Source organism: Algibacter sp. (genome assembly GCF_049667265.1).
In the GTDB taxonomy this organism is placed as follows: domain Bacteria; phylum Bacteroidota; class Bacteroidia; order Flavobacteriales; family Flavobacteriaceae; genus Algibacter_B.
The window spans coordinates 1-7,739 of record NZ_JBATHX010000406.1 but is presented as its reverse complement, the minus strand read 5'-3'; the positions used below and the strand labels follow the sequence as shown (position 1 = coordinate 7,739).

Genomic DNA, 7,739 nt, shown 5'->3' with positions numbered 1-7,739 from the left:
AATCGGCAACAATAAATGCATGGTCTTTATAAATTTTCACATCGCGCCAAGGGCTTGTGGTTGTTGCTGTTGGTAGATTTCCTAAATAGATTGGTTCATTAGGTTTTGAAATATCTACAAATGCTGTGTTATGGCTCGTTGCCATTAAGGCATATTCTTTTCCGGTAGTTGAATCTGTCCAGCCCCAGCAATCATTTCCAGCTGAAGCGCCAAATACACTTAGCGGAATATTTGCCATTAAATCGTAATCGTTGCAAGGGTAAATATCAGCAAAACCACTTTCGCAAACTGCTAAAGGAGCATTTGGATCAACAAAATCAGCATCACACAAATCACCAATACCATCACTATCTTGATCTTCTTGGTTTGAATTTGCCATTTCCGGGCAATTATCTTCACTATCTGGAATGCCATCACTATCAGTATCAACTAATACAATAGTTTCACATAAATCTCCAATCCCATCATTGTCAGTATCCTCTTGGTTCGGGTTGGCAATAGAAGGGCAGTTATCAAGATTGTCCTCAATCCCATCGTTATCGGTATCCACAATAGGGGTTATTTCTACGGGTTCATCATTACAAGATTGCGTGTTGAACATTAAAAAACATACCAAAAACATGGCATAAAAAGGGCGAGAAAATTTCATAGGAAGATTTATTATTATAACAAACTAAATTTAGTTTTAGTATAAAGATAGTAAAAACAAATATAGCTTCTTATTTTTGCAATATGATAGAAGATAAAAATCAACAACGAACGAAGTTAAGCGACCTTGGTGAATTTGGTTTAATTGACCATTTAACCCAACAATTTAAAATGAAGCAAACCTCTACTATAAAAGGCATTGGAGATGATGCGGCAGTTTTAAATTTTGACAATAAGCAGGTAGTAGTAACCACCGATTTACTTGTTGAAGGTGTGCATTTTGATTTAAGTTATATGCCTTTAAAACATTTAGGTTATAAGGCTATAATGGTTAATTTATCTGATGTTTATGCTATGAACGCAAGGGCAACACAGGTTACGGTTTCTATAGCTGTATCTAACAGATTTCCGTTGGAAGCTTTGGAAGATTTGTATGCTGGTATTGAAACCGCTGCAAATATTTATAATGTCGATCTTATAGGTGGCGATACATCATCATCAAACACAGGGTTATTAATTTCGGTTACAGCAATTGGTGAGATTGAAACTGAAAATGTTGTGTATAGAAGTGGCGCAAAACCTAATGATTTATTGGTGGTTTCTGGTGATTTGGGTGCAGCATATATGGGGCTTCAGGTTTTAGAACGTGAAAAAGAAGTATATAAAGTAAACCCAAATAGTCAGCCAGATTTAGAAGGGTATTCATATATAATAGAAAGGCAATTAAAACCTGAGGCAAGGCAAGATATTGTTAAATTGTTGAAGGATTTGGATGTGAAGCCAACAGCAATGATTGATATTAGCGACGGCCTGTCTTCCGAAATTTTACATATCTGTAAACAGAGTCAAGTAGGATGTGACTTATATGAAGATAAAATTCCATTAGATCCTCAAGTTATTTCAACTTGCGAAGAATTTAATATCGATAGTACAACGGTTGCTTTAAATGGAGGGGAAGACTATGAATTACTTTTTACAGTCTCGCAAAACGATTTTCCAAAAATAAAAGCTAATCCTAGTTTGACGGTTATAGGTTTTATAAAAGAAGAAAAAGAAGGTATTCATTTAGTGACTCGAGCAGACACAAGAATTCCTATCAAGGCTCAAGGTTGGAAAAATTTTAATGATTAGGCAATAAGTAATTTTGGTTCTTTTTGAAGCTGAACCTCGTTAGCTTTTGCATTCATTCGCATTATTCGCTTGTGATGGATACGCTCTAAAACGGCATTTATTTCCTTAAATTTCGGCGTAAGTTCAGTTAATTTGCCGTTGCTGTTTGTGGTAAGCTCTCTTTTGCAGTTTTTACAGGTATATTCTTTAACATGATAGGTAACATTTCTGGTTACTTCGTAATCATGTCCAAAGACTTTACAATGAATGTTTTTCATTTTGTTGTCATATTAATTAAGTTAAGAGAGAGGGTTAAATGTATTAAAAACCAAGTTATTATGTTAGTAAGAAGTTAATAAATCGATGAAGCGAGAGTTTTTTTCTTTAAACGTTCATTTTTTGAGGTATGAATGCGCTCTAATAGGTTATTTATCTCCTTAAATTTAGGTGTAAGCTCGATTAATTTGCCATTACTATTCGTAGTTAATTCTTGTTTGCAATGTCTGCATGTATATTCTTTAACATGATAGGTTACGCGTTTTGTAACTTCATAATCATGCCCAAATAAATTGCAATACAATTTAGGGATGGAAGTAGGTTTTTTCATGATTTGTTCACTTTTGTCTGATAAAATTAAGAATAAAAAACAAATAAACCGATAAAAAGATATTAATTTTCGATGAAATACACTATATGTTGTAAGAAAAATTCTTCATTCTCAATATGACTCATATGTCCATCAGGAAATTCTACAATTTCAACGTTTGTGTTTTCTGTTTGAGATTTTAATTGTTTGTAATTTAAAACAGGATCTTTTTTACTAATAATGAGCATTTTTTTATAGTGAGCAGAATGAAAAAGTTCTTTTCTACTTTTTCTAATTTTCATGCCTTCAAGTGCTGCAACAATTCCTTGAAGCGGTGTTTGCTGCGCGTCTGTAATTAGGGCTATTATTTTTTCTGAAAAAATCGTTCTGTTTTCTGGACTAAATAAATTGCCAATGGCCATTCTGATAAATGTTTTATGATTTTGCTTGACAGCTAAAATGGCGCGATCTCTATTTTTTTTCTTTTCTGAAGTATCGGCATTCGGGGTAGAATTCATTAAACATAATCCGTTTAAAGCCTCTGGGTTTTTTTTCGCGAAAGCAAGCGCCACATAGCCACCCATAGAATGACCAATTATAATAGATTTGTTAATTTGTAAATGTTTTAAAACGGTTTCTACAATTTCAGCCATTAGTTCCATAGTGTGCACGTAGCCTAAGCAACCAGTTTTACCATGTCCTAATAAATCAATAGTTACAATTCTGTTTGATTGGGAGAGTTTAGGAATAAATACCGTCCACATGGTGGCGTTTTCCAAAAAACCATGAAGGAAAACAACAGCCTCACCTTGACCATCATCAGTATAAAAAATGTTAATTCCTTTATGTTCTAAATACATGTTTCATTTATCTGGAACAAAGATAAAGTCATGCCAATTAATAAACTAAGATTTAACTCTTTTAATAGCCGTAAAAGCTTTGTCAACAAATTCGTCTTCAACCAAAATTGTAAATTCGTTGGTGGTCGATAAAACTTCATAAAGTACAATGCCTTCCCAAGCTAATCGTTTAAAAAAATGATAGTATAATCCAGCTATTTTCGAGTTGTCTTGCGGAAGGTTTATGCTAATAGCTGATAGGTTTTCCTGTACCGCAATAAATGTTTCGTTTTCTAAATGTTCGTTTATAAAATCGTTTAAACTGCTCGAAACTACAATATTACTTTCATGAATGCCACGTGTAAATGCATAAAATAGCTTGTCCTCTTTATTAATACGCTCTAAAATTTTGGCATGGTTATCTATTAAAGTTGTTGAGTTTCTAACGGTAAAATCGGTAAGATTTGAGCGAACTGTAATATCACCAAGATTCTGAATAACCCGTTTCATTTTAATGGAATTACCTAAAGTAACTGGCGGATTGTAGCGTCTTAAAGCCATCATAATAGCACCAGGTTTTACATCTTTTTTTAGCATGTCACTTATAGGTTCTACAAGTTCTAGAGCTAATGCGCTAAAATTTATGATATTTCTAGATAGTGCTTCCTCTAAATAGGGTTGTGAAATTAATATATCTTCAACACAATTTGATACTGTTTTCATGGTCTCAACCAGCTTTAATGTTAACTATTTAACAATCTGTGTAAAAATAACTTTTTTTTATTAAAAATATCGTGGTTTGCTAAATGAGTTATAATTTTGCCCTTCAAATTGGTGAAAATGAAACCGGTATGATTAAAAATAATCTTTAAAAGCAAAAAAGGCTTGATTATTTTTCATATCAAGGTATCATCTATCAACTTTGTAAACATAAAATATACAAATGAAAGTATTAAAATTTGGTGGAACTTCAGTAGGCTCTGTTAAAAACATGAGCAACGTTAAAGATATAATTAATGACGGAAGTAAAAAAGTGGTTGTGCTTTCGGCTATGTCTGGAACTACAAATCAATTAGTAGCAATTGCCAAGGATATTGAAAATGGTGAGGCAAACCTGGCTATTGATAAAATTAATAGTCTTCTTGAAACTTATTTTATTACTATAGATGAGCTGTTGAGTAACGTGGTTTTAAATACCGATGTTAAAAAGTATGTGTCAAGTATTTTTGAATTGTTGGTCGATTGTACTGATAAAAATTTCTCTGAAACTTTAGAAAATAAAATTTTAGCACAAGGTGAATTGCTTTCAACTTACATGTTTAATAGTTATTTAAAACAAGAAGGCGTTAGCTCAACATTATTGCCAGCTTTGAGTTTTATGCGAATTGATGCGTTTAAAGAACCCGATTCTGATTACATAGAAGCGCAATTTAAAACGGTTTTTGATGCTGCCGAAAATGTCGAAATTTATATTACTCAAGGTTTTATTTGTTTAGATGTTGCTGGTGATATTTCAAACTTACAACGTGGCGGAAGTGATTATACTGCAACTATTATTGGAGCAGCAATTAAAGCTGAAGAAGTTCAGATTTGGACAGATATAGATGGTATGCATAATAATGACCCAAGGTATGTTGAAAACACGAAAGCTATTTCAAACTTATCGTTTGAGGAAGCTGCAGAGCTAGCTTATTTTGGAGCAAAAATATTACACCCGCAAACGGTAACTCCAGTTAGAAAAGATAGTATTCCTGTTCGGTTAAAAAACACCATGAAACCTGACGCACATGGAACATTAATTTCTAATAGTACTTCGGGAAGTGGGATAAAAGCCATAGCTGCTAAAGATGGTATTACGGCCATTAAAATTAAATCGGCTAGGATGTTGCAAGCCCATGGTTTCTTAAAAAAAGTATTTGAGATTTTTGAAACCTATCACACTTCAATTGATATGATTACAACCTCGGAGGTGGCTGTTTCCTTAACTATTGATGATGACAAAAATCTTGATAAAATATTGGTTGAATTAGAAAAAATAGCATCTATTGAAGTTGATAAAAACCAAAGTATTGTATGTTTGGTTGGTAACTCGGTAGTGAATCATCAAGACACTTATAAGCTATTCAGAATACTGCAAGATGTAAAAATTAGAATGATTTCTTATGGAGGAAGTAATAATAACATTTCACTATTAATCGATTCTAAAGATAAAATTAACACGCTACAAAAGCTAAACGATTATTTATTTGAATTAGTCACTCTGTAAATTATAATATTTTAGTGCTGTTAGCAAAAAAGGGTCGTTTTAAACGACCCTTTTTAAATTTTATGAATTCATGATGTTTTCAATTTCATCTACCTCAATAGGAATGTTTTTCATCAAATTTAATGGTGCTCCTGTTTTTTGAATCACCACATCGTCTTCTAAACGAATACCAAAACCTTCCTTAGGAATATAAATTCCTGGCTCCACAGTAAAAACCATATTAGCCTTCATTGGTTCTGTTAAAATACCGTAATCATGTGTGTCTAACCCCATATGGTGGCTGGTGCCGTGCATAAAGTATTTTTTGTAAGCGGGCCAATCAGGATTTTCATTTTGCACATCAGCTTTGTCAATTAAACCTAATTTTAATAATTCATTAGTCATAATTTTTCCAACTTCAACATGGTATTTTGCCCAATCAGTTCCTGGAACAAGCATTTTGGAAGCCTCGTTTTTAACATGAAGCACCGCATTGTAAACCGCTTTTTGTCTATCGGTAAATCGACCAGAAACTGGAACACTTCGTGTCATATCGCTTGAGTAATTGGCGTATTCGGCACCAACGTCCATTAAAATTAAATCGCCAGCTTTACATTGTTGGTTATTCTCTATATAATGTAGAACGTTAGCATTATTTCCAGAGGCAATAATAGGTGTGTAAGCAAATTTTTTGGAGCGATTCCTTAAAAATTCATGCATAAATTCAGCTTCAATTTCATATTCCCAAACACCTGGTTTCACAAAGTCTAAAATTCTACGAAAACCTTTTTCAGTAATATCACAAGCTTTTTGAATCAAGCCAATTTCAATAGGTTCTTTTACAGAGCGCAATCGTTGCAAAATAGGATTGCTTTTTGCTACTGCATGTGCAGGGTATTTATTTTTTAACCATTTAGTAAATCGGTCTTCGCGCGTTTCAGTTTCAACATTTGCGCGGTAATGTTCGTTGGTGTTTATGTAAACCATATCACATTGCGTCATGAGTTCAAACATGATTTTTTCCATGTCTTGAAGCCAATACACCGTTTTTACACCGCTAGTTTCAAATGCTTTTTCTTTGGTTAATTTTTCGCCTTCCCAAATAGCAATATGTTCATTCGTTTCTTTTAAAAATAGTATTTCTCGATGTTTTTCTTTTGGACAATCTGGGAAAAGTACAAGGATACTTTCTTCTTGATCAACACCACTTAAATAGAAAATATCTCGATGTTGCTCAAAAGGCATCGTGCTATCTGCGCTAATAGGGTAGATATCATTTGAGTTGAATACAGCTAAACTTTTAGGTTGCATTTGAGCCTTAAATTTCGCTCTATTTGTTTCAAAAAGTGATTTAGCAATTGGTAAATATTTCATATTAAGTTTAATTTTTGTTTACAACTGATGTAAATGTATAAATAAAAAGTAGATTTTTATTTCTTATATTTGGTAAACCCCCGAATTCATAATATTACTAATTAGAATAATTATGATTAGGAAATTTCCATTAAAATTTACCTTAACAGCATTGGTACTCTTTTTGAGTTTATCAGCTATTGCTGCACAGGTTTCATTAAGGGAGATTTCGCTTAAAGAGCAAATTGAAAATTCTAGTTTGGTTATTGAGGGGAAGGTCATAGCTAAAAAATCGTTTTGGGATACTGACCATAAATTGATTTACACAGTAAATACCCTTGAGGTTTATAAAGTGTTTAAAGGTGTTGCTGCTGAAACTATCGAGGTTTTAACAATTGGAGGAACGGTTGGTTTAGATGCTTTAATAGTTTCAAACAATTTAAAACTGCAAAAGGGAAATGTGGGTGTTTTTAATTTGTATGAGAGCCATGTTTCTCTAAATTCAACAAACAAAACTAATCAGTATAAAGTTTATAGTGCTTCACAAGGTTTCTATAAATATGATTTGTATAACGACATTGCTATAAATCCATTTAATAAAAAACAAGGCGTAAAGACTTCATTTTATGATGAGATTATGAGTTATACAAAAAAAAGCTATGAGGTATTATCAGTTTTTAAAAATGAAAATATAAATCCAAAATTTAATAAAATAGAAGGGTCTTTAATATCAATTTCTAATTTTAATCCAACTACAATTTCAGCAGGAACTAAGGCAGTCCTAACAATAAACGGTTCTAATTTTGGAACAACAAAAGGTTCTGTTGGATTTAGAGATGCTGATTTTGGAGGAGATTCTTTTTTTAATGCCTTAGATTCGCAGGTATTAACTTGGACGAACACCCAAATTACCGTTGAGGTTCCGGTTTTAGGTAATATTGGTACTGCTGGTTCTGGA

The 7,739-nt window shown here is 32.8% G+C and carries 8 protein-coding genes and 1 pseudogene; 3 read left to right on the top strand and 6 right to left on the bottom strand.

The genetic code is table 11. From position 1 onward, the window contains the following. Nucleotides 1–649: choice-of-anchor B family protein (locus WBN21_RS14275; protein ID WP_424201425.1), on the bottom strand; the 649-nt coding region annotated here is incomplete at its 3' end. Nucleotides 650–732: 83 nt separating this feature from the next. On the opposite strand from WBN21_RS14275, the gene thiL reads away from it, so the two are divergent. Then, nucleotides 733–1,779 carry a thiamine-phosphate kinase gene (gene thiL, locus WBN21_RS14270; RefSeq protein ID WP_424201423.1) on the top strand — a complete coding sequence of 349 codons (1,047 nt, stop codon included), beginning with the start codon at nt 733–735 and terminating at the stop codon, nt 1,777–1,779. Here thiL and WBN21_RS14265 read toward each other — a convergent pair. From WBN21_RS14265 to WBN21_RS14250, 4 genes are all read right to left on the bottom strand, one after another. Continuing rightward, nucleotides 1,776–2,036: a hypothetical protein gene (locus tag WBN21_RS14265; RefSeq protein ID WP_424201421.1), complete on the bottom strand. Its 261-nt coding sequence runs from the start codon at nt 2,034–2,036 to the stop codon at nt 1,776–1,778. The genes thiL and WBN21_RS14265 overlap by 4 nt on opposite strands. 74 nt (nt 2,037–2,110) lie before the next feature. Beyond that, complete coding sequence (locus WBN21_RS14260) at nt 2,111–2,365, bottom strand: DUF1660 family phage protein (RefSeq protein WP_424201419.1); 255 nt, start codon at nt 2,363–2,365, stop codon at nt 2,111–2,113. Between the two features lie 62 nt (nt 2,366–2,427). Next, nucleotides 2,428–3,204, bottom strand: a complete 777-nt coding sequence (locus WBN21_RS14255; protein WP_424201417.1) for an alpha/beta fold hydrolase — start codon at nt 3,202–3,204, stop codon at nt 2,428–2,430. A gap of 45 nt (nt 3,205–3,249) precedes the next feature. Next, nucleotides 3,250–3,906 carry a hypothetical protein gene (locus WBN21_RS14250; protein WP_424201415.1) on the bottom strand — a complete coding sequence of 219 codons (657 nt, stop codon included), beginning with the start codon at nt 3,904–3,906 and terminating at the stop codon, nt 3,250–3,252. Between the two features lie 220 nt (nt 3,907–4,126). Between WBN21_RS14250 and WBN21_RS14245 the strand changes: the two genes are divergently transcribed. Then, nucleotides 4,127–5,449 carry an aspartate kinase gene (locus WBN21_RS14245; protein WP_424201413.1) on the top strand — a complete coding sequence of 441 codons (1,323 nt, stop codon included), beginning with the start codon at nt 4,127–4,129 and terminating at the stop codon, nt 5,447–5,449. A gap of 60 nt (nt 5,450–5,509) precedes the next feature. Here WBN21_RS14245 and WBN21_RS14240 read toward each other — a convergent pair whose 3' ends face one another. After that, complete coding sequence (locus WBN21_RS14240; RefSeq protein ID WP_424201411.1) at nt 5,510–6,802, bottom strand: aminopeptidase P N-terminal domain-containing protein; 1,293 nt, start codon at nt 6,800–6,802, stop codon at nt 5,510–5,512. Nucleotides 6,803–6,914: 112 nt separating this feature from the next. Between WBN21_RS14240 and WBN21_RS14235 the strand changes: the two are divergent. Then, nucleotides 6,915–7,739: pseudogene (locus tag WBN21_RS14235) on the top strand (hypothetical protein); the annotation flags it as partial.

Coding starts and splice junctions, on each gene's coding strand:
- WBN21_RS14260 (WP_424201419.1), bottom strand. CDS start 2,365: ATGAAAAAACCTACTTCCATCCCTAAATTGTATTGCAATTTATTTGGG.
- WBN21_RS14240 (WP_424201411.1), bottom strand. CDS start 6,802: ATGAAATATTTACCAATTGCTAAATCACTTTTTGAAACAAATAGAGCG.
- WBN21_RS14265 (WP_424201421.1), bottom strand. CDS start 2,036: ATGAAAAACATTCATTGTAAAGTCTTTGGACATGATTACGAAGTAACC.
- WBN21_RS14250 (WP_424201415.1), bottom strand. CDS start 3,906: ATGAAAACAGTATCAAATTGTGTTGAAGATATATTAATTTCACAACCC.
- WBN21_RS14255 (WP_424201417.1), bottom strand. CDS start 3,204: ATGTATTTAGAACATAAAGGAATTAACATTTTTTATACTGATGATGGT.
- thiL (WP_424201423.1), top strand. CDS start 733: ATGATAGAAGATAAAAATCAACAACGAACGAAGTTAAGCGACCTTGGT.
- WBN21_RS14245 (WP_424201413.1), top strand. CDS start 4,127: ATGAAAGTATTAAAATTTGGTGGAACTTCAGTAGGCTCTGTTAAAAAC.